This window comes from Rhizobium sp. K102 (assembly GCF_022385315.1).
GTDB classification, from domain to species: Bacteria; Pseudomonadota; Alphaproteobacteria; order Rhizobiales; family Rhizobiaceae; genus Rhizobium; species Rhizobium croatiense.
In genome coordinates, this window is record NZ_CP092434.1 from 42,071 (window position 1) to 61,974 (window position 19,904).

At 59.9% G+C, this 19,904-nt stretch carries 17 protein-coding genes and 4 pseudogenes; 16 read left to right on the plus strand and 5 right to left on the minus strand.

All coding sequences use genetic code 11. The annotated features are described in order from the left end of the window. The first annotated feature begins 8 nt into the window (after positions 1–8). The 10 genes from MHI61_RS03185 to MHI61_RS03230 all read left to right on the plus strand — a co-directional run bounded on the left by MHI61_RS03185 (position 9) and on the right by MHI61_RS03230 (position 9,571). On the plus strand, positions 9–2,465 hold the full coding sequence (locus MHI61_RS03185; protein ID WP_011427459.1) for a conjugal transfer protein TrbE: 2,457 nt from the start codon (positions 9–11) through the stop codon (positions 2,463–2,465). Further along, complete coding sequence (trbJ, locus tag MHI61_RS03190) at positions 2,437–3,240, plus strand: P-type conjugative transfer protein TrbJ (RefSeq protein ID WP_011427458.1); 804 nt, start codon at positions 2,437–2,439, stop codon at positions 3,238–3,240. Before MHI61_RS03185 ends, trbJ begins: the two co-directional genes overlap by 29 nt. Further along, positions 3,237–3,437, plus strand: coding sequence for an entry exclusion protein TrbK (gene trbK, locus MHI61_RS03195; protein WP_032490541.1), 201 nt, complete (start codon positions 3,237–3,239; stop codon positions 3,435–3,437). The genes trbJ and trbK overlap by 4 nt, the downstream gene beginning before the upstream one ends. Continuing rightward, positions 3,431–4,606, plus strand: a complete 1,176-nt coding sequence (gene trbL, locus MHI61_RS03200; RefSeq protein WP_032490540.1) for a P-type conjugative transfer protein TrbL — start codon at positions 3,431–3,433, stop codon at positions 4,604–4,606. The genes trbK and trbL overlap by 7 nt, the downstream gene beginning before the upstream one ends. 24 nt (positions 4,607–4,630) lie before the next feature. Further along, positions 4,631–5,293, plus strand: a complete 663-nt coding sequence (locus tag MHI61_RS03205; RefSeq protein ID WP_011427456.1) for a conjugal transfer protein TrbF — start codon at positions 4,631–4,633, stop codon at positions 5,291–5,293. A 17-nt stretch (positions 5,294–5,310) separates the two neighbouring features. Further along, positions 5,311–6,123, plus strand: a complete 813-nt coding sequence (trbG, locus tag MHI61_RS03210) for a P-type conjugative transfer protein TrbG (protein ID WP_011427455.1) — start codon at positions 5,311–5,313, stop codon at positions 6,121–6,123. Between the two features lie 3 nt (positions 6,124–6,126). Continuing rightward, the gene (gene trbH, locus MHI61_RS03215; protein ID WP_239789431.1) at positions 6,127–6,564 is read left to right on the plus strand and encodes a conjugal transfer protein TrbH; all 438 of its coding nucleotides are present in this window, start codon (positions 6,127–6,129) and stop codon (positions 6,562–6,564) included. Positions 6,565–6,576: 12 nt separating this feature from the next. Further along, positions 6,577–7,884, plus strand: coding sequence for an IncP-type conjugal transfer protein TrbI (gene trbI, locus MHI61_RS03220; RefSeq protein ID WP_011427453.1), 1,308 nt, complete (start codon positions 6,577–6,579; stop codon positions 7,882–7,884). A 163-nt stretch (positions 7,885–8,047) separates the two neighbouring features. Then, a complete protein-coding gene (locus MHI61_RS03225; RefSeq protein ID WP_032490539.1) occupies positions 8,048–8,788 on the plus strand; it encodes a LuxR family transcriptional regulator in 741 nt (246 codons plus the stop codon). A gap of 72 nt (positions 8,789–8,860) precedes the next feature. Beyond that, positions 8,861–9,571, plus strand: a complete 711-nt coding sequence (locus MHI61_RS03230) for an autoinducer binding domain-containing protein (RefSeq protein ID WP_338060908.1) — start codon at positions 8,861–8,863, stop codon at positions 9,569–9,571. A gap of 3 nt (positions 9,572–9,574) precedes the next feature. Here the strand turns inward: MHI61_RS03230 and MHI61_RS03235 are convergent, their stop codons facing one another. Beyond that, complete coding sequence (locus MHI61_RS03235; protein ID WP_011427450.1) at positions 9,575–9,895, minus strand: transcriptional repressor TraM; 321 nt, start codon at positions 9,893–9,895, stop codon at positions 9,575–9,577. Between the two features lie 228 nt (positions 9,896–10,123). Between MHI61_RS03235 and MHI61_RS03240 the strand changes: the two genes are divergently transcribed. The 3 genes and pseudogenes from MHI61_RS03240 (at position 10,124) to MHI61_RS03250 (ending at position 11,454) form a co-directional block, all read left to right on the plus strand. Next, positions 10,124–10,345, plus strand: coding sequence for a helix-turn-helix transcriptional regulator (locus MHI61_RS03240; protein WP_011427449.1), 222 nt, complete (start codon positions 10,124–10,126; stop codon positions 10,343–10,345). A gap of 103 nt (positions 10,346–10,448) precedes the next feature. Then, entirely contained in the window at positions 10,449–11,081 is a 633-nt protein-coding gene (locus MHI61_RS03245) for a DUF433 domain-containing protein (RefSeq protein WP_011427448.1), read from the plus strand. Continuing rightward, positions 11,078–11,454: pseudogene (locus MHI61_RS03250) on the plus strand (DUF5615 family PIN-like protein). Before MHI61_RS03245 ends, MHI61_RS03250 begins: the two are co-directional and overlap by 4 nt. Before the next feature lie 17 nt (positions 11,455–11,471). Here MHI61_RS03250 and MHI61_RS03255 read toward each other — a convergent pair. The 4 genes and pseudogenes from MHI61_RS03255 to traA all read right to left on the minus strand — a co-directional run bounded on the left by MHI61_RS03255 (position 11,472) and on the right by traA (position 17,130). After that, positions 11,472–12,085: pseudogene (locus MHI61_RS03255) on the minus strand (TraH family protein). A gap of 17 nt (positions 12,086–12,102) precedes the next feature. Then, positions 12,103–13,266: pseudogene (locus MHI61_RS03260) on the minus strand (conjugal transfer protein TraB). Beyond that, complete coding sequence (gene traF / locus MHI61_RS03265) at positions 13,256–13,765, minus strand: conjugative transfer signal peptidase TraF (RefSeq protein ID WP_239789433.1); 510 nt, start codon at positions 13,763–13,765, stop codon at positions 13,256–13,258. Before traF ends, MHI61_RS03260 begins: the two are co-directional and overlap by 11 nt. Positions 13,766–13,818: 53 nt before the next feature. Then, entirely contained in the window at positions 13,819–17,130 is a 3,312-nt protein-coding gene (traA, locus tag MHI61_RS03270; RefSeq protein ID WP_011427443.1) for a Ti-type conjugative transfer relaxase TraA, read from the minus strand. Between the two features lie 258 nt (positions 17,131–17,388). Here traA and traC point away from each other — a divergent pair. From traC to traG, 3 genes and pseudogenes are all read left to right on the plus strand, one after another. Continuing rightward, positions 17,389–17,686, plus strand: a pseudogene (gene traC, locus MHI61_RS03275) (conjugal transfer protein TraC). 4 nt (positions 17,687–17,690) lie between these two features. Then, entirely contained in the window at positions 17,691–17,906 is a 216-nt protein-coding gene (locus MHI61_RS03280; RefSeq protein ID WP_011427441.1) for a type IV conjugative transfer system coupling protein TraD, read from the plus strand. Further along, the gene (traG, locus tag MHI61_RS03285; protein WP_239789434.1) at positions 17,899–19,875 is read left to right on the plus strand and encodes a Ti-type conjugative transfer system protein TraG; all 1,977 of its coding nucleotides are present in this window, start codon (positions 17,899–17,901) and stop codon (positions 19,873–19,875) included. Before MHI61_RS03280 ends, traG begins: the two co-directional genes overlap by 8 nt. Positions 19,876–19,904: the final 29 nt, after the last annotated feature.

Genomic DNA, 19,904 nt, shown 5'->3' on the forward strand with positions numbered 1-19,904 from the left:
GGGCAGGCATGGTTGCTCTCAAACGTTTCCGGGCCACCGGCCCCTCCTTTGCGGATCTCGTTCCCTATGCCGGCCTGGTCGACAATGGCGTGCTCCTGTTGAAAGACGGAAGCCTGATTGCCGGCTGGTATTTTGCCGGGCCGGATTCCGAAAGCGCCACGGACCTCGAGCGCAACGAGCTCTCGCGGCAGATCAATACGATCCTGTCGCGTCTTGGAAGCGGCTGGATGATCCAGGTTGAAGCCGTGCGCATCCCGACATTCGACTATCCGTCGGATGATCGTTGCCACTTTCCCGATCCCGTCACGCGCGCGATCGACGCCGAGCGGCGGGCACACTTCGCGCGCGAGCAGGGGCATTTCGAGAGCAAGCACGCGCTCGTCCTCACCTATCGGCCGCTTGAATCAAAAAAGACGGCGCTCAGCAAATACATCTACTCGGACGAGGAAAGCCGAAAGAAGACCTATGCGGATACGGTGCTGTTCATTTTCAAGAACGCTGTCCGGGAGATCGAGCAGTATTTCGCCAACACCCTTTCAATCCGTCGCATGGAAACCCGGGAAACCGTCGAGAGGGGAGGGGAGCGGGTCGCCCGCTATGACGAGCTGCTACAATTCGTTCGCTTTTGCGTCACAGGCGAGAACCATCCGATCCGGCTGCCGGATGCCCCGATGTATCTCGATTGGCTTGCAACTGCCGAGCTCGAGCATGGCCTGACGCCGAAGGTCGAAAACCGTTTCCTCGGCGTCGTGGCGATCGACGGACTGCCGGCCGAGAGCTGGCCGGGAATTCTCAACAGCCTGGATCTGATGCCGCTCACTTATCGCTGGTCATCGCGCTTCATCTTCCTCGATGCGGAAGAGGCGCGGCAAAAACTCGAACGCACCCGTAAGAAGTGGCAGCAGAAGGTGCGGCCGTTCTTCGATCAGCTCTTCCAGACGCAGAGCCGGTCGGTAGACCAGGACGCGATGACCATGGTGGCCGAGACGGAAGACGCCATCGCCCAAGCCTCCTCGCAGCTGGTGGCCTATGGCTACTATACGCCGGTGATCGTTCTCTTTGATCACGACCGGGAGGCCCTGCAGGAAAAAGCAGAAGCAATCCGCCGGCTGATCCAGGCGGAGGGATTCGGCGCGCGGATCGAGACGCTCAACGCCACCGACGCCTTTCTCGGCAGCCTGCCCGGCAACTGGTACTGCAATATCCGCGAACCGCTGATCAACACGAGCAATCTCGCCGATCTGGTTCCGCTTAACTCTGTCTGGTCAGGCAATCCGATCGCGCCGTGCCCATTCTATCCGCCGAACTCGCCGCCGTTGATGCAGGTGGCGAGTGGGTCGACGCCGTTCCGGCTGAACCTGCATGTCGACGATGTCGGCCACACGCTGATTTTCGGGCCGACCGGTTCGGGGAAGTCGACGCTGCTGGCACTGATTGCCGCACAGTTCCGCCGGTATGAACGGGCCCAGATCTTCGCCTTCGACAAGGGGAGCTCGCTGCTACCGCTGACGCTCGCCGCCGGTGGCGATCACTATGAGATTGGTGGAGATCACAACGAAACGGAGAGGGCACTGGCCTTTTGTCCGCTATCGGAGCTCTCCAATGATGCAGATCGCGCATGGGCCACGGGATGGATCGAAATGCTGGTGACGCTGCAGGGTGTTGCCATCACCCCTGATCATCGCAACGCCATTTCGCGCCAGATTGGGTTGATGGCCAGCGCAGCCGGTCGATCGCTTTCGGACTTCGTCAGCGGCGTGCAGATGCGCGAGATCAAGGACGCGCTCCACCACTACACGGTCGACGGACCGATGGGCCAGCTTCTCGATGCGGAACAGGATGGTCTCTCGCTGGGTGCCTTCCAGACTTTCGAAATCGAGCAACTGATGAACATGGGCGAGCGCAATCTCGTGCCCGTGCTCACCTATCTGTTCCGACGTATCGAGAAGCGTCTCGACGGCTCACCGAGCCTGATCGTCCTGGACGAGGCCTGGTTGATGCTCGGCCATCCGGTATTCCGTAGCAAGATCCGCGAATGGCTTAAAGTGCTACGCAAGGCCAACTGCGCCGTTGTGCTCGCCACGCAGTCGATTTCGGATGCCGAGCGTTCCGGGATCATCGACGTGCTGAAGGAATCCTGCCCAACGAAAATCTGCCTGCCCAACGGCGCAGCCAGGGAGGCGGGGACCCGCGAGTTCTATGAGAGGATCGGGTTCAATGAGCGACAGATCGAGATCGTTTCGAACGCAATCCCCAAGCGCGAATATTACGTGGTCACCCTTGATGGCCGGCGCCTATTCGATATGGCGCTCGGTCCCGTGGCGCTCAGCTTCGTCGGCGCATCGGGCAAGGAAGACTTGAAGCGCATCCGCGCGCTCAATTCCGAACACGGCCGCGACTGGCCGATCCACTGGCTTCAAACGAGAGGAGTTCACGATGCCGCATCGCTGCTCAACTTCGAATAGGCTGTTCGCCGGCCTTGCGGCGGTCGCATTGACGATCGCCGCCGCAAATCCCGCAGATGCCGGCACCGCAACTGGTGCCGCCACCGAGTGGACGCAGGTCCTCAACAACGGCGAGCTGGTCGCTTTGGTCGGGAAGTCCGGTGAGCAGATCCAGAACCAGCTCACCCAGATCAGCCAACTCGCCCAACAGATCGAAACGCAGCTGAACATCTATCAAAATCTGCTTCAGAACACGGCAACTCTCCCGTCGCATATGTGGGGGCAGGTCGAAAGCGACCTCAATCAGTTGCGCAGCATCGTCGATCAGGGTCAAAGCATCTCGTTTTCGATGGGCAATGCGGATGACGTGCTGCAGCAGCGCTTCCAAAGCTACTCGAGTCTCAAGACCAATTTGCCGGACGCGACAAGTTTTTCGTCGAGCTACCAAACTTGGTCCGATACGAACCGGGACACGATCGCCAGCACACTGAAGGCGGCGAGTTTGACGGCGGACCAGTTCGATAGCGAGGAAGGCACGATGTCCTCGCTGCGGTCGATGTCCGAGACGGCCGACGGGCAGATGAAGGCTTTGCAGGTCGGCCACGAGATTGCTGCTCAGCAAGTCGCGCAAATGCAGAAGCTTCGCGGTCTCGTCTCCCAACAGATGACAATGATGGGGACTTGGCTTCAGACGGAACAGACCGACAAAGACCTTGCCCAGGCGCGGCGCGAGAAATTCTTCAATGCCGAGATCAAGAGCATTCCCGAAGGTCAGAAGATGGAGCCCCGCTGGTGAGCCGCGCCGTTGTCATTGCCGTGCTCGCGCTTGTGGCAGCTTTCTCCTCAGCGGCGACCGTGCTGATCGTCAATTCCAAGGAATCCAACAAGCCTGCGCTCGCCGAAGAACAACGCACCGTCAGGGAGAAGTTCTTCGGCTCGAACATGGAGCCGCCGCCGATCAAGGACGGCCAGGAGATGCGCCCAAGATGGTGAAACGCACCCTTGAACAATCGTTCCTGATCGCTGGCCTCCTTTGCCTCGTCTTTGCAGCTCCTGCCTTCGCGCAACAGGGACAAGTCCTGACAGAACTAGAAAATCAGGTTTCCACCGCCGCTAAAGGGTGGGAGACCACCATCATGGATGCGGCGAAATCTCTGTTCTGGATCCTGGCAACTATCGAGGTGGGCATTGCCGCGGTCTGGCTGGCGCTCCAGGCGGCCTCCCTCGACAGCTGGTTTGCTGAGCTTGTCCGGCGCATCATGTTCATTGGCTTTTTCGCCTTTGTTCTCACGCAAGGGCCGACTTTTGCCCGAGCGGTCGTCGACAGCCTCTTCCAGATTGGCGCCGGCGGCGGATCCGCGTCGCCCGCCGAAGTGTTCGACGCAGGCATCCGGGTTGCCTCGCAAATGTCGCAGCAGGCACAATTCGGCGTGTTCGAGGACAATGCTTTGGCGATCGCGGCCGTGCTGGCGATGGGTGTCGTCGTCATCTGCTTCTCGCTGGTCGCAGCAATTTTCGTGTCGGTCATGGTCGAGATGTATGTCGGTCTGCTTGCCGGCATGATCATGCTCGGGCTGGGGGGATCCTCCTTTACCAAGGACTTTGCTGTCCGCTATCTCGTCTACGCCTTCGGCGTCGGCATGAAGCTGATGGCGTTAGTCATGATCGCGAAGATCGGGTCCGAAGTCCTCATGGGTCTGGCAAACGCGCCAACTGCCTCCTCGGACCAGTTCGTGACGACGCTCGCCATCGCCGGGATCTCGGTCGTGGTCTTCATCATCGCCATGTATGTGCCGAACATCATTCAGGGTGTCGTTCAGGGCGCCTCCGTCTCGGGCGGCATGGAAGCAATCCGGCACGGTGGGCAGGCGGCATCCTTCGCGACCGGCGCGGGTTTCCTCGCGGCCGGCGCGACGGGCGCAGGGTTCGCGGCTGGTCAAAGCGCGCGGGCCGCAGGGTCCTCCGTTGCAGGAGCGATGCTCCGAGGTTTCGGCGCAGGGATCGGCTCGGCAGGAAAAGCAGCGGGCTCGGCTGCCAAGGAGAAGGCCATCGGCTCTCCCGGCGCCTATGCCGGGTCTATCCTGGGGCTCGCCAATTCCAAGCTCGATCAGGCGCGCAGCGGGCAAAGCGGACCAAAATCACCTCCCGAACGCAAAGACTAACAGCAATCAGAAAGTGATCGATCGATGGCAGCGAACCGCGCCCCCGAAAACCCGTATCTCGCTGCGCGCCAGGAATGGAGCGAGCGATACGGCTCCTATGTCCAGGCAGCCGCCGCATGGCGCATTGTCGGCATTCTCGGTCTGACCATGGCCGTCATAGGCTTTGGCTATTCGATGTATCTCAGCACTCAGGTCAAGCTGGTTCCCTATATCGTCCGGGTCGATAAACTGGGCACGGCGGTGACCGCGGGCTTCCCTGAACAAATCGAATATGCGGATGTCCGGGTGGTGCGTGCCACACTCGGCAATTTCGTCACCAGCTTCCGTTCGATCACACCCGATGCCGTGGTGCAGAAAAAATATATCGACCGGACCTACGCACTCCTTCGAACATCTGATCCATCGACCGAGAAGATCAACGCCTGGTTCCGCGGCAATTCCCCATTCGAGAAGGCGAAATCGTCGACGGTGGCGATCGAGGTCAACAACATCGTGGCGCTGTCGAACCAGACCTATCAGATCGACTGGACTGAATACGAACGGGACCGGAAGGGCAAGGAAATCGGCACACGCAGATTCCGCGGGATCGCGACGGTTACGCTCACCGCGCCGCAGGATGAGGCGACGATCCGCCTCAATCCGATCGGTCTCTACGTCCGGGATTTCGATTGGACAGCGCAGCTTTAAGGGCAGGGGATTTCTCAATGCACAGAACAGGATTGATCGCAGCCGCCGGCTGCCTGGCCGGGCTCGTCTTTGTCGGGGGCGCTGAGGCGCAGAGCATGACGAACAACGAGGTGAAGGGGACGAACATCTCCAGGAAGTGGCGTGGGACGTCAGGGCTGGTGACGACCGGCCCCGATGGCAAGGTCATCTTCCTCTTTGGCGAAACGCAGCCGTCGGTCGTCTGCTCGCCGCTGCAGGTCTGTGATATCGAATTGCAAGGTGGCGAAATCGTCCGCGATGTCTTGGTTGGAGACACCGTGCGGTGGAAGGTGGAACCGGCGACCTCGGGCGCCACCGGCGGGCAGGCGATCCACCTGATCGTCAAACCATCGGAACCGGGGCTCGTCACCTCGATGGTGGTCACGACATCGCGCCGCACCTATCATATTCAACTCAAGTCTCATCCGAGCCAATATATGGCCCGCGTCGGCTTCGAGTACCCGGAGGACGTCTCGACCAAGCTCGCCGATATCAATTCCCGGCTCGAGACCGGCGGCATCTCCGGGACGGCACCTGACAAACTGAACTTCTCCTACTCGGTGAACGGCAGCGCGTCCTGGAAGCCGAAGCGTGTCTATTCGGATGGTATGAAAACATACATTCAATTCTCGAAATCAGTCTCGAGCCAGGATGCACCGGTGCTCTTCGTCGTCAGCGGCGGTCAGAACCGCATCGTCAACTACAGGATGAAGAACGACATGATGATCGTCGACTACGCGATCGACAAAGCGATCCTCGTCTCCGGCGTCGGCTGGCGTCAGCAAAAAATCACCATCCGGCGGGGAGGCTGAACCATGCGCAAGCTTCTCGTCATCATCGTCGCCGGCACCCTGCTTTCAGGGTGCCAGACAGCCGAAGACGGATTGACGACCAGTTCCACGCCCGTCGCGGTCACTGGCCCCGCTGCAAGTGCGATTGCCGGCGACATGGCGAGTTGGCTCGCCGAACAGATCGGTCCGGCAGGTGCGACGACGCTTAAAATTCAAAAGGACTCCTCGGACTTCGCAACGGCACTGGAGGCGGCGCTGAAAGGATGGGGCTACACGGTCGTCAAGGACGGCAAGGTCGGAAAGGACGTGAAACCGGTCGAGCTCGCCTATTCGCTCGATGGCGTCGACGGTCAGGTGCTCGCACAGCTTTCAACGCAGTCGATCGTCCTCGGCCGGGCCTACACGACAACGGCAGCCGGCGCCACGCCGGCAAGCCCGCTCTCAATCATCCAGCGGAATTGAGGGGAGGCGGACATGGTCCAATCGCTCCAGCTGGGCGCATCCAATCAGGCTGACGATCAGAAAGGCATGCGCCGTCTCAATCGGCTGCCGGTCATCATCGCCATCGTCATCATCGCGCTGTTCGTCGGCGTGGTGGTGATCGGACTTTCATGGCGCGGGCTCCCCTTCAATCGGAACATCGAACTCGACAGCGCCTCGAATGCTCCCGCAACGAACTTCGGAGACCAACTCAAACGCGGCGTCACGGACGGCATCATCGGCGAGCCGGTGGAACGTGAGGCGTTTCAGCCAACGCCCGCCGTCGAACAGAAGGCTGAGAAGGAAACACCCATTGTAGACCGCCGGCCGACGGAGAGGGAAGAACGGCGGCCGAGGCTTGAATCCGAAGAGGAATGGAAGGCGCGCCTGAAGCGGGAGCAGGACGAGCAATATTTCCGCGAGGCTCAGCGCCAAAGGATGGCCCGGCTGCAGGCGCGGGCAACGGCGCTGGACTCGCCGTTGAAGGTGGATATCTCCGATGTCGAGAAAGCCGCCAACAACTCCACGGACGCAAGCCGGCAGACGACGACTGCGACAGCCAACAATGCCTCGGACCTCTACGCCGCCGCCATGAAATCCGGGCTCATGGGCCAGAACGTCGACCAGAATGCCCAGGGTTCCAAGGAGGACTTTTTCAATCAGGACATCAAGGATCTCGGCTATCTGCCGAACCAGGTCGTGCCTCAAATGTCGCCCTACGAACTAAAGCGCGGCTCCGTCATTCCCGCCACGTTGATCACCGGCCTCAACTCCGACCTGCCGGGGCGCATCAGCGCGCAGGTCAGTCAGAACGTCTATGACAGCGCCACCGGTTACCGGCTTCTCATCCCGCAGGGGGCAAAGCTCTTTGGCCGTTACGATTCCAAAGTTTCGTTCGGCCAGGAGCGTGTCCTCGTGGTCTGGACCGACCTCATCTTTCCGAATGGATCGACGCTGCAGATCGGCGGCATGGCCGGCACGGATGCCGAAGGATATGGTGGCTTCAAGGACAAGGTCGATCGGCATCTCTGGCGCACCTGGAGTTCGGCAGCACTCGTCGCGTTGATCGGAACCGGGATCGACATGTCGATGCCGGAGAGTTCAACGCTTGCGACGCAGGACACGGCGTCCGACGCGGCCAGGCGGAATTTCGCGGAAAGCTTCGGTCGCGTCGCCGAGCAGACGATCTCGAAGAACCTCAATGTCCAGCCGACGATCCAAATCCGACCAGGCTACAAATTCAATGTGCTCGTCGATCAGGATATTATTTTTCCGCAAGCTTATCGACCGTCGCAACTGTAATGAGTTCTCTTATCATTGCAAATGCTCCAAAAGATACTCGCGTCGATAGCGGAGGCCGCAGCATGTCGGTCTTTTCCCGCTCTCAGGGGTTGCATTTAGCGACTAGCTCGGCGATTTTATGGTCGCTAACCCGCAAACGATAATCACTGTTACGGAAAGAAGCATGCAGGAAAATGAGCATTCGACCACCTATCCCGACGCTTTCAGCGCGATGAAAAATGCGGCGACAGTGGCGGCCGCTTTGGATGAATTCCAATCGCACTATCCCATTGATTTCGTCACGTTTCATCTTGCGAGAACAATCGTCGATAACGTTGACGCTCCGTTTGTACGAACGACCTATCCCGATAGCTGGGTTTCACGCTATTTGCTCAACGATTACATAAACGTCGATCCAATCATTCGGGAGGGCTTTTCTCGACAGTTGCCTTTCGATTGGCGCGAGATCGATATTACCGAGACTGCGCAAGAGTTCATGGTCGATGCCGAGCTGCATGGGATCGGCACCAACGGAGTCTCTGTCCCGATTGTCGACAAATCGAGGCGTTCGCTCCTCTCGATCAACTCCCAGAAGAGTGATGAAGAATGGACGTTGATCGAGCGCCAGTTTTTGCCAGAGTGGCTTGAGCTTGGATTTCTTCTGCATCGCAAAGCAGTGTTCGAACTCCACGGTGAGAATGATCCCGTACCTGCGCTCGGATCACGGGAAATCGAGTGCCTTCATTGGGCCTCGCGCGGCAAAGATAGCAAGGACATTGGCAAGATCCTGGGACTATCCGAGCATACAACACGCGGCTACCTCAAATCAGCACGCTATAAGCTCGGTTGCCCCACGCTGTCGGCCGCAATAGCTCATGCAGTACACCTGAACCTCATCACGCCTCACGTGGGTACCCCAAGTTAGGGGCATCGGTTCGGGGATTTATCTCCTCGCATTCCCGTCGCATGTTCGAACAGTGGCACGAACATGGGGAGAGTGAGATTGAATGACGCACTGAGGAATTTGATCGATACCGTTGAGGCGTCACAGGACGAGGTATCGGTCAAAGTGGCTTTGCGTAACTATGGAGCTGCATTCGGGCTCGAGCGATACGCTTACCTCGAAGCGTCAGGTGCGGAAGTCCGTACATTCAACAACTATCCTAAAGACTGGCAGGAAGCATATTTATCCGGTCACTATACACGGATAGACCCCGTAGTCACTGAGGCGAAGCGTCGACAGGAGGCCTTTGGGTGGACTGCAGATAATTGGCCAGCTCGCGGGACGTCCGACCTTCGAAAATTCCGAGAACAAGCCGTGGATCATGGGCTAAGAAGCGGCGTCACGATAGGGACCGATGGCAGTTTCGGCTCGCATCTGATGCTAACGTTTGCGACTTCCGAAGCGAGGACCGACTTAGTTGAGATGCAGCAGACGTTCCAAGCTTTGCAGGCGTTGCTGGTCGTTCATTACCGGCTGCGCTTCATAGCCGCGAGGACACAGCTGGCGCCGAAGCGAACGCTATCACCGCGGGAAATGACGTGCTTGCTTTGGGCGACGAAGGGAAAAACGGCACCTGAAACGGCGATGCTTACCGGAATCAATGCTAGAACCGTGCAACACTATCTCGACAAGGCGCGTGAAAAGTTTGACGCCCAGTCCGTGCCGCAGCTCGTCGCCATTGCCAAGGATCGTGGCCTGCTCTGACGATTACTCGTTATTCTCAAGCAGCACGTCCGGAACGTAGCCGAGCGCGTCCAGGATTTCCGAGAGTTCCTCCTGCTGGTTCTCAGACTTCTTCTGGCGCGAGATGTATTCGTTTTGAAGAGCTTGAAGGACCGACCCGGAGATCGACGGATCGTCGCTCGCGTGCGCCCACTCGTCATATACGGCTTGGTCGGCTGCGAGGAGCCGACGGTGTTCCCGGATTGCCGAAATAGCCAGCGCCTTCAAGTCCGATTTTAGCATCGAACTGTAACGAGATTGTCTTCCGTTTGTTTCGTCTGCGCCGGATAAGCTGGCGTCCTTCATCCCCGTCTCCTCAAATTGCATTTTGTGACGTCAAGAGCCGAGGCTGCATACGCTCGCGATTAAATACCAGATCGTCACAGAATGGGAGGGAGTTCATATTTTGAGCGGCTCAGCACGCGCGCGAAACTAACTTTCTGACGCTGCTGCATCATCTTGATTCGTCAACGGAATGTCTTTGTAGAGAATACTCCGTGGTGAAATACTCTACAAGCCGATGCTCTCTCGATCATGGAGATTCGAGAGGTATTTGCACGAAATTTGAAAGCCGCGCGGCTGGCCAAAGGCCTGTCGCAAGAAGAGCTTGCTTTCAGGGCAGATATCGATCGCACTTACATCAGTTCTCTGGAGCGCAGCGTCTACAATGCGAGCATCGATGTGGTAGACCGCCTGGCCGCGATTTTGGAAATGGAAGCATCTGATCTGCTGAAGCGGCCGCCGGAAAAGAAGTGAATCTTCCTTACCGGTCTGACGGGACCCCGGTATCGAGAAGCTCGGTCACAGTCTTTACGGGGTACGTGAGCTGTATTATATATTCTCCACAAGGAGAATGATTATGACCACCACGTCACACGCATACACGCCCGCCGAGGCGGCGGCTGTCAGTGAGGTCGCTGTTAAGTCGGTGCACAATGCGATCGACAAGCGGATCATCGAGACTCATCTCGTTGACAGCCGGGGTCGAGCGCTCACCGATGAGGATCTGCTTCGGTTGAAGCTCTGGTATGGCGTCGGATCGATCTTGTCTGCCGAGCGCCGCAAACGCTTGTTCGATACGATCGACCAGAACCCCGATGCCGAAACCGTGAGAGCAGACGACTATCTCATTATCGACGTCGCTCGGGCACGGGAGCAACTGGCCGCGCGGGCCGAGGCGCTTCGAGAAGCCGAACGACTGATCGAAAGTGTGAAGGGTGTCGCGGGCGGCGAGCCGGTGTTCAAGCGAACCCGTGTTCCCGTGCGAGTAATTGCCGCGATGAAGACCCAAGGCGCAAGTACAGCGGAAATCGTCGAGGGTTATCCGTCGCTCACCGAGCGCATGGTGGAACTTGCCGAGATCTGGGTTGCGGCCCATCCCGCCAGGGGGCGTCCGAGGAAGCTTTCTGAGCAGGGCCTGAAGGTGAAATCCGTGAAGCGCCTGAGCCTTCGGAACGAAAACGTCTCCAAACCGTCTGGCTCGACCTCGTGAAGTTTCTTATCGATGAATGCCTTCACACGCTCTCGTGGCCGTCGCTCAAGCGCACGGCCACGATTGCTTCCATGTGAATTGGCTGGGACTGAGCGGCGAAGCCGACTGGGATCTGATGCCTCGGATCATCGAGGAGGATTTTACCTTCGTCACGAACAATGCTCGCGACTTCCGGAAGCTGTACGCGAAAGAAGAATTGCATACGGGCCTGGTGATCATTGTCCCGCAGGTGCTTCCCGCGCAGCAACGAGAATTGTTTGCCCTCATACTACAGGATTTGGCGGGAGAGCAGGCTATGGTCAACGAAGTCATCGAAGTGATCCTCGATGGCGAGGACGCTGTTCTCACGCGCTATTCGCTTCCGGAGGCATAGCGGCCTTCCCAAGGAGATCATTGTCCTCCAATCCTTGATAGGTCGATCCGCATTTCTGCCGATCCAACGCTCTCGCCTTTCTCGACGCTTTCAGTGTTTGCATCCGCGGGCGGTATGTCCGCGCTGGCCTTGTCCAGGTTGGCAGGCAACGTATTGTCGATCGTGACGCTTTTTCCGGGATCGTCCGCCTGGAAGACACTCACGCCCTCGAACTCTCCACTCTTCCAGGCATAGACGGCATCGTCGAAGATCTGGGGAAGACGTCGTCGCTCTTCGGATTGCCGTACCACTTGGCAACGATCCGCAAGACCTTGGCGAACATCGCCGTTCCCTTGCGGAGGTTTTCGCAAGGATCGACGAGATCGGAGTTCAGATCGGCGGCGTCCTTCACGCCAACGCCCGCCGGAAACTGCGTCAGGCCGACGCGCACCACGGTCTGGCCGACATACTGCCGGATGATCGCCATTGCCTCGTCCTGCGTTGTCGCCTTCGGAACGAGGATCAATCTGCCACCTGATTTGACGGTGACGGCAAAGGGATCATTTGCGCCCGCCGCGGTCACGAACTGCTCGACGATCGCGGGCTTCAGTGAAGGGTCGGCGCATTGTTGAATCAGGGCGGCATCGAGCATCTTGGGCTCCTGGGAAATCAGATGTTAAAGGAAAAAACGACGGACTTGTCGAACAGGCGCGCCCAGGCTTGCGTGCTGGCGCGCTGGATGGCGACGATGGATGTCCCCTTGGTCCACCAGCCGTTGCCGACAGCGACGAGGATATCCGGCTCCTGCAGCATAGACTGCAGAACGGGCCAGACGATCAGCTGCTCGTAGCAGATCAGCGGTGCGATGCGTCCGCCGGCAACGGTCACGACGGGGTTCGAAAAGAAGTGCGCCCGCGCGCCGCCACTTGCCCCAAGCAAGGGACGCCAAGGTTGCCACATCGAGCCTGGCACCGGCATACGTTCGCGATAAAGGAGCCGAGCGGCGTCGCCAGAGATGGCGATCAGAACATTGTCGTATCCGCCCGCATCGACAACTGCCGCGCCGGCGATAACGGTGGCGTCAGTTGCCTGCAAAGCTCGCACCCATAGCCGCTTGACGGTCGGCGTCCAGAAGCCAAGAGAGCTTTCGGGAAGAACAATGGACCGGGCGCCACCGGATGCCCGATCCGTCACCGTGGCAATCAGATCACGGTGACGCTCAATGCTGGCATCCCGCCCCAGCGACGCACCCATTTCGAGGTCGATCCCCTGCCAGGATTCCGGTGGGTTCGGTTCGTCCCAGGTTGCGGCGGACCAGATCCAAAAGCTTGCCAGGACAAACGCGACAGCTGGCCACATGCGGGTTACGAGGCCCATGAGGCCGGCTGTCGCGGCAGCCAGTCCCCACCATCCCCATCCTGGAAATAGTACGCCTGCAGCGGTGATCGGATGAGCCCAGCCGGCAATGCCGAATGGCGGAACGGCCATCAGAACCGCTGCCAGGAGATAGCGACGCGGACGAGCACCCGTCTTCTTCGTCCAGAGGACGGTATGCACGATGACGAAGCCGGCGGACGCACAGAGCCACAGCAATAATCCAGGCCAAAGGTCCGAGGAATAGAAGGTCGCGGCGCCCTGCGGCAGTCCCCGGGATGCGGTCAGGAAATAGACGGCCGAGATGACCGCGGCCGTTCACCGTGCTCGCGCAAGCGCCCAGAGAACCGGAAACGCGAGGGCGACCGGAAGAAGCAGGACGTGGCCACTCCATCCCACCGTCCCGGCGACGGTTGCGACGGCAATCAATGCGGTTGGCTGGAGATACTCACGGCGCATAGGTGAGCACCGGTTTCGCCAGGCCGAGGATTCCGGAGGCGGGCAGGGGGCCGAAATAGCGGGAGTCATAGGAGCTCCTGAAGGGTGAAAGGAGAAAGACGCTTTCATCAGGCACGACGCCGCCGGGAAATGGCTTCATCGGCCGGCCCTTGCCGTCCCGTTCAGCCAGTTCGGAAAATGCAATTGGGCGTCCATCGATCGTCACGCCGGCGCCGATTTCGATATGCTGCCCGGCAATGGCTATGACCGTCTTGATGAGCGGCGCGATGCCGCCTTGGCACGTTCCGGAGCGGAGATAACCACGCTCTCTCGCCTCCCGCATTTCTGTCGTTTGCGGGGGGCAAATGAAGATGAGATCGCCGGCAACCGCCGGGCGATCGAGCGCGACGATGCGCCAGAGACCGAGAGGTTCACTGGGTGTCATGTTGATGCGAAAGCCGCCGACGGTCGCGGCAGCAACACCGCCGCCAACGATGGATGCCGCCAGGGCCAAGAGCACGACTGCATTCGTCCTCTGAGCGCGTCGCGTCCCGAACGCAAACACGGTTATCTTCATTTGAGCGACAGCCCCTGGCTCTTCGTCTGACGCAGGGCCTCGGCTTGCTTCAGCGCCTCGGTCGTGCGCTCATGCGCGGCGAGCTGCTGCACCGTCCGTATCATATTCCACGCCGATTGCACCTCGGCCTTTTGTCCGGCCGTCATTCCCGACGTGACGGCATTGAACGTCTGTCCATTGGGGTCCTTCGCGGCAAGCGACAGGAAAGTCCGCTCGCCGAAACGCTCGGAGACAGCCTTGGCGAAACCCTCCAGTTCAGCCTTCACCATTTTGTCGGCGAGCGCATATTCGAGGCCGGCGGGCAGGTCGTTTCGGTCGATCGCATCGCGAACGCGTTCCAATGTCTGTTTTGCGTTTGGCGACAGCGCGGGAATATCGATCGAGACCTTCAGACGGACAGCGCGTTCTTCGACCTCGAACTTACGTTCCGCCTCCGCCCGCTGGCGCAGATAGCGCTCCAAATTTCGGGCCAGCGCCGGCGCATTCGTTTGTGCCTTTTCTCGCTCCTGCTTGTCAGAGCGGCTGGCGAGGATCCCGGTCTTGCCCTTGAGCGCGCCGAAGCTTTCGGGCTCCGACCCGAGCTTGGTCAACGTGGATTTCGCAACGGTCTCGTTCTTCAGCATGGCGTCGACATTGACGGCCTTGAATGCGCTTTCCGCCTGTGCGTAAACGAGATGGAAGCGGGCCGAGACCTCCTCCCATTGCTTCTTCAAACCCGGATCGGCGGCGACCTTGTCCTCGATCGCCTGGTCGACCGATTTGGCGAAGGTTGTGATGCCCGAGACCATCGGCTTTGCCTCCTTGTTGCTGTTTTGGATTGGGGACTGCGCAACGCCGCGGACGAGCCGGAGCCTGTCGGCAACGGCCGCAAGGCGGGCGCCTAGATTGGCAAGCTTTTGCTTCTGACTGACGACCCATTCCAGCCGGTCGCGAACCAGGGTTCGGGCGACATTCACAAGATGCAGACCGCGGGTTTCGGCAAAACGAAGCGCTGCGCGATAGAAGGCGCTCTTTTCGTAATCGAGCGTCGTTTCCTTCGCATTCCTTCGCGACAGGATCGGGATCAACCCACCGTTCTTGGCGAAGGATCTGCGGCCGTAATAAACAGCCAGGTCCTCACGATGACGCGTCATGGCGACATAGGTGAGATGACGGTCCAGCGAAAGGGAGGCGAGCACTTTGACCTGGTCGACGGTGGCGCCCTGGCTCTTGTGGATGGTCGTGGCATAGCCGTGATCGAGGTTGTCGTAGAAGCGCTGTTCGACCAGCACTTTTCGGGCATTCTCGCCATCGCCGATCAGCGCGATGATCCGTCCCGGTCCCGCCTCGACGACCTTGGCCAGCATGCCGTTTTTGACGCCCAGTGATCCCTCGTTCTTCAGGAACACGATCTGGTCGCCGACGGCAAAATTGCGGCTGCCATCGGCCGTCTTGAACATGGATCCCTCACCAAGGATCCCGCGTTCGATCAGTTTGATGCGCGCCATCTGGTTTAGCATGCGCACGTCGCGGCGCAGATGAGCAAGGATCAGCGACGTCTTCGTCGGATCGTAATCGCGGTCCCAGGCCGCGATCAGGTTGTCGACGGCCTCGGCTTTGAGATCCGACCCGATGACCCTGCCATTGGCGCGGTAAGCATCGATCGCCTTGCCGACCTTGCCGCGCGCCAGATCAAGTGAGGCATCGCGCATCCATTGCTGGCGCTGGCGATAGATGGTTTCGAGTTCGGCATAGCCGATGCGATCGGCGATGGCGCGGAAGGCGGCACCCGCTTCGATCGGTTGAAGCTGTTCGGGATCGCCGACGAGGACGAGCTTGGCGCCGGCTTTCGTCACTGCTTCGACGAACAGCGCCATCTGCCGCGACGACACCATGCCCGCCTCGTCGAGAACGAACACCGTCTTGCTATCGAGCTGATCACGGCCTTGGTTCCAGCGGAGCTCCCACGACGCAAGTGTGCGAGAGATGATGCCCGCTTCCTTCTCCAGTCCCTCGGCCGCCTTGCCGGCAAGTGCTGCGCCGACGACCCGATAGCCGGCCGCTTCCCAGGCCTCACGCGCCGCCTTCATCATCGTCGTTTTGCCGGCGCCGGCGCGGCCGATCACGGCCGCGATCCGCTCAGTTCCCGCCACATGCTCGATCGCGGTTTTCTGCTCGTCCGACAGACGCTCATGACGCTCGAAAGTCGCGGCAAGCACTGTGTCACGCACGCCATGCGACGATCGCTGCGACAGCCAGACGGCACGATTGGCCATCTCCGCTTCGAGCCGGATCATGTCGCGGGTCGTGTACTTGGCCGGCTCGCGGGTACCGCTGGCAAGGTCGACCCGTTCGCGCTCGATGCGGAAGGTTTCGGGGCAGAGCAGGATCCGAACCATGAGGCTTTGGAACAGCACTGCGTCGTCGACGTAGCGGTGCAGGATCTTAGCCACGTCCCGTTCATCAAAGACGCTCTTCTCACGCATGATCAGGTCGAGGACGAGTTCAGGATTCCTGTCGATGCGCCTGACGTTTTCGCTCCGCCTGGCGTTCTGCAATTCGAGGCGTTCGAGCTCAATGGGCTTGGGCGCACCATCGGATTTCCGCTCGATCGCCTTCGTGCCAACGCCGAGATGGATGGTCGGCTCGAGATCGATCCCTTGCTTCTCAAAGGATCGGCCATCGACGCGAATGTCGAGACCCGCAAGCGCCAGGTGCCGGTTCTGACAGGCAAACCATCCGTCGCGGAACGCATTGAAATCATCGATGCTTCCGGCCCAGAGTTCATAGACGATCTTGCCGGCGTCGTTGCGGATCGGATTGCCGTCCGGTCCTGTTACCGCTACCTTCTTGGCACCAAATCCGTCCGCAGTCAGCGGCCGCAAGGTCGTCATCAGATGAACATGCGGGTTGCCGGGCGCGTCGTGATAGACCCAGTCCGCTACCATGCCGTTCGCCGTGATGTGCTGCTCGACGAAATCCCGCACCAGCGCAATGTTCTGCTCGGCGGTCAGCTCGATCGGCAGGGCGATCGTCACATCCTTGGCGAGCTGCGCGTCGGAGCGCTTCTCGAAACCTTCGACCTTGTTCCAGAAAGCCTCGGAGGCACCGGAAACCGAACGATCTGCGATCATCGAGCGCAGCCAGTCCGGGGCATCGGCGGGGATTACGAACTCTTCGTGGAGCAATCCCTGCTTGCGGGTGTAGTCGATCGTGCGGGCCTCACGCTCGAACTCCATCTTGGCGCAGTGGCGGTAGGCCGCCGACAGCACGGCGCTGCGGCCGGAGCCACGAGCGACGACGCTGACGGAGAAATGGGGGACGGCCACGGCGGAATTCTCTCCCGGTTGCGAACGAAATCAACGGGTTCGTCGGGAGCGGCAGGCCCCGCCGGGGCCAAAAAGCAGGGCGTCGCGCCAGCGACGTATAATTGCGCCCTTCGGATCCGCTCCTTCGGAACGGCCGGGATCATTCACCAAAGCTTGCGCTTTGGCGATTGAAGGATTTCACAGTAGTGCGTGCCGCACTCACCTCCGAAAAATGGGTTCGAAAGACAAGCTTTCTCACCCAAAGGGAGACGAACGGACATGAAGAAACCCTCCTCGAAAATCCGCGACGAAATCGCCAAACTCCAGGAGCAGCTCAAGGCCGCCGAGACCCGTGAGGCCGAGCGCATCGGCCGGATTGCCCTCAAGGCCGGTCTTGGCGAGATCGAGATCGACGAGTCCGAATTGCAAGCGGCCTTCGAGGACCTGGCGAAGCGGTTTCGCGGAGGAAAGGTCACTGCGAACGGAGGGAAAAGGGGAAGCAGCGCTGGCGAAAGCAGCGCATCGTTCCACGCAGGACGCGTCTGGCGCGGCTGCGGGTGGGACTGCTGAGGCTTGAACGGATGGCACGCACGACCACGTCCGATGCCCGCAAGAAGGACACACGGGAGAAGATCGAGCTTGGCGGTCTGATCGTCAAAGCCGGTCTTCGCTACGAGAAACGGGCGCTTCTGCTGGGGGCGCTGATCGATTTGCGCCAGCGCCTCAAAGCCGACGAGATGGAACGTTCGCGACTGATGGCGATCGGTGCGGAGGCCTTCGGGAAAGCCGATGAATAGGATCATACTCTTCATCGCGCCCATCGCTCTGATGATCGTGATCGCCGTTGGTTTGACCGGGATCGAGCACTGGCTGTCCCAATTCGGAAAGACGGATGCCGCACGGCAGATGCTCGGCCGAGCCGGGATCGCGCTGCCGTATGTCGCTGCAGCCGCCATCGGCATCGTCTTCCTGTTTGCCAGCGCCGGCGCGATCAGGATCAAGACGGCAGGTTGGGGAGTGGTCGCCGGCGGTGTGGCGACGATCCTGATCGCCGCCATTCGCGAAGTAATTAGGCTCTCGGCCTTCGCGGAACAGATTCCGGCCGGCAAGTCCATCCTCTCCTATCTCGATCCGGCGACTCTGGTCGGAGCTGGGGCGGCGGCGATGGCCTTATGCTTCGCTCTGCGCGTCGCATTTGTTGGCAACGCGGCAATCGCCAATGCGGAGCCAAGGCGCATTCGCGGCAAGCGAGCGCTGCATGGCGAGGCCGAGTGGATGAAGCTGCCGGAAGCGGCAACCCTGTTTTCGGATACCGGCGGCATTGTCATCGGCGAACGGTATCGCGTCGACAAGGACAGCACCGCGGCGCGCGCGTTTCGGGCCGACGAGCCGGAAACATGGGGCGCCGGCGGCAAGTCACCGCTGCTCTGCTTCGACGGGTCCTTCGGTTCGTCGCACGGCATCGTCTTCGCCGGCTCCGGCGGTTTCAAGACGACGTCGGTGACGATACCGACGGCGCTCAAGTGGGGTGGATCGCTGATCGTTCTCGATCCGTCGAACGAGGTGGCGCCGATGGTCGCGACCCACCGGACGAGCGCCAACCGGGACCTGTTTGTCCTCGATCCCAAAAACCCGGAGACAGGCTTCAATGCGCTGGACTGGATCGGGCAGTTCGGCGGCACCAAGGAGGAGGATATCGCTTCCGTCGCCTCATGGATCATGAGCGATAGCGGCGGCACGCGCGGTGTGCGCGATGATTTCTTCCGGGCTTCGGCATTGCAATTGTTGACGGCGATGATCGCCGATGTTTGCCTGTCCGGCCATACGGAGAAAGAAAACCAGACACTGCGCCAGGTTCGCGCCAATCTCTCCGAGCCGGAGCCGCAACTGCGCCAACGCCTGCAGGAGATCTACGACAATTCGGAGTTGGATTTCGTGAAGGAAAATGTCGCGGCTTTCGTGAATATGACACCCGAAACCTTCTCTGGCGTCTACGCCAATGCGATCAAGGAAACCCATTGGCTATCTTACCCGAACTATGCCGCGCTGGTTTCGGGCAAGACGTTTTCAACGGGGGACCTTGCCCAGGGGAATACGGACGCGTTCATCAACATCGACCTCAAGACGCTGGAGACGCATGCGGGACTGGCGCGCGTCATCATCGGCTCGTTCCTCAACGCGATCTACAATCGCGATGGCTCGATGAAGGGCAGAGCGCTGTTCCTTCTCGACGAGGTGGCGCGGCTCGGCTACATGCGGATCCTGGAAACCGCTCGAGACGCCGGCCGAAAGTACGGCATCACGCTCATCATGATCTATCAGTCGATCGGCCAGATGCGCGAAACCTATGGCGGCCGCGACGCGGCAAGCAAATGGTTCGAGAGCGCGAGCTGGATTTCCTTTGCCGCGATCAACGATCCGGAAACCGCAGATTACATCTCACGTCGATGTGGCATGACGACGGTCGAGATCGACCAGGTCAGCCGCAGTTTCCAGGCGAAGGGATCGTCGCGCACGAGATCGAAGCAGCTGGCCGCGCGGCCGCTGATCCAGCCGCATGAAGTGCTTCGCATGCGCGCAGATGAGCAGATCGTCTTTACGGCGGGGAACGCGCCGCTTCGATGCGGGCGCTCGATCTGGTTTCGGCGCGAAGACATGAAATCCTGCGTTGGGATGAATAGGTTTCACAAAGTCAGAAACACGCCGGAAGGCGCTCGGATCGAGCCGGCGCGCAGTACAACGAGCAAGGCCGATCCAGAGAGATGAAGAATATCGGAGGTGGCATGAAAGAGGTC